This is a genomic window from Hydrogenivirga sp. 128-5-R1-1, assembly GCF_000171895.1.
Map to the genome: position 1 here is coordinate 1 of NZ_ABHJ01000245.1, position 1,727 is coordinate 1,727.

Genomic DNA, 1,727 nt, shown 5'->3' on the forward strand with positions numbered 1-1,727 from the left:
CCTATAATGGCTATAACCCTTTACAGCGACAAAATGAGCTCTTACCAGCTTAGAAAAATTGCTGTAAATGTTGAAGACCAGATAAAACAGCTTGAAAATATTTCAGAAACAACAATTATAGGTTCAAAACCTAAAACTATAAATGTATGGTTTGACCCTCAAAAACTAAATATATACCATATAATGCTTCCTCAAGTTGTACAGGCACTTCAGCTTCAGAATAATGCACTTCCTTCTGGAGATGTTAAAAAAAATAATTACAGATACCACGTTAGAACAGGAAAGCTTTATGAGAGTATAAAAGACGTAAAAAATACAGTTATAACTGTATATCAGGGAAAACCAATATATTTAAAAGATGTTGCAAAAATCTTTGAAGGTGAAGGAGAAAAAACAAATTATGTGTATTTTGGTGAAGGAGCAGCTGCATCAAAAGATTTAAATAAAAAATACAACGCTATAACTATAGCCGTAGCAAAAAAAACAGGAAGTAATGCAGTTGTAGTTGCCCATGCTATTGAAGAAAAATTAAAGCTGATGAAAGGTACTGTCATTCCAGACAATGTTGGATTAAAAATAACAAGAAATTACGGAGAAACAGCCACAGAAAAAGCAAATGAGCTTATAGAACACCTTCTCATTGCTACATTTTCCATTGTTTTACTTATAGCAGTAACCCTTGGATGGAGAGAGTCTTTAATAGTTGCTGTTACTATACCTGTTACTCTTGCAATAGCATTATTCTTAAGTGAGATGTACGGTTATTCATTAAACAGGGTTACGTTATTTGCCCTTATATTCTCCATAGGTATACTTGTTGATAACTCAATTGTTGTTCTTGAAAATATTCACAGATGGTTTTCTATGAGAAAACTGCCTATGAAAGATGCTTCTGTTGTTGCCACAGATGAAGTTGGGAACCCAACAATACTTGCAACATTTGCAGTAATTATTGCACTTCTTCCAATGGCATTTGTTACAGGGTTAATGGGTCCTTACATGAGACCTATTCCAATAAATGCTTCTGTAGCGATGTTTTTCTCAATGGTTTTAGCATTTATACTAACTCCTTACCTTGCAATAAGATGGTTAAAACATGATAAAGAACACGAATCGCCTGAAAGCCTGGAAAGAGAAGATGAGAAAACAGCAGGAGTATTAGCATGGCTTTTTGAAAGAATATACATGCCTTTATTTAGAAGCAGATTAAAAAGATGGGTATTTTTAGGATTTTTAGGACTTCTTTTAGCTGGCTCTGTGGCACTTCTTGTAAACCGCTCAGTACTTGTTAAAATGCTTCCTTACGATAATAAAAGTGAGCTTTTTATAGTACTTGATATGCCAGAACATACAACTCTTGAAGAAACATATAAAGTTACAAAAAAGATTACAGATTATGTAAAAAGATTAAATGAAGTTGAAAACTACGTGGCTTATGTTGGGACAGCTGCTCCGTTTGACTTTAATGGACTTGTAAGACATTACTATTTTAGACAGGCTCCTTACTATGCAATGGTGAAAATTAATCTTGTAAATAAATATGAAAGAAAACAGCAGTCGCACGAAATAGCAGAAAGGATTAGAGGAGATATTGCAAAAATTGCAAAAGAAAATGGGGCTAAATATGTAGCCGTTGTAGAACCACCTCCTGGTCCTCCGGTACTTTCTCCAATTGTGGCAGAAATTTATGGGCCGGACTATAAAGGGCAACTTAAAATAGCAGAAAA

General features: G+C 34.2%; 1 protein-coding gene. It reads left to right on the forward strand.

Features of this window, described 5'->3' with window-relative positions:
- A partial coding sequence (locus HG1285_RS02825; protein ID WP_008289026.1) for an efflux RND transporter permease subunit occupies window positions 1-1,727 on the forward strand: 1,727 nt, incomplete at both ends.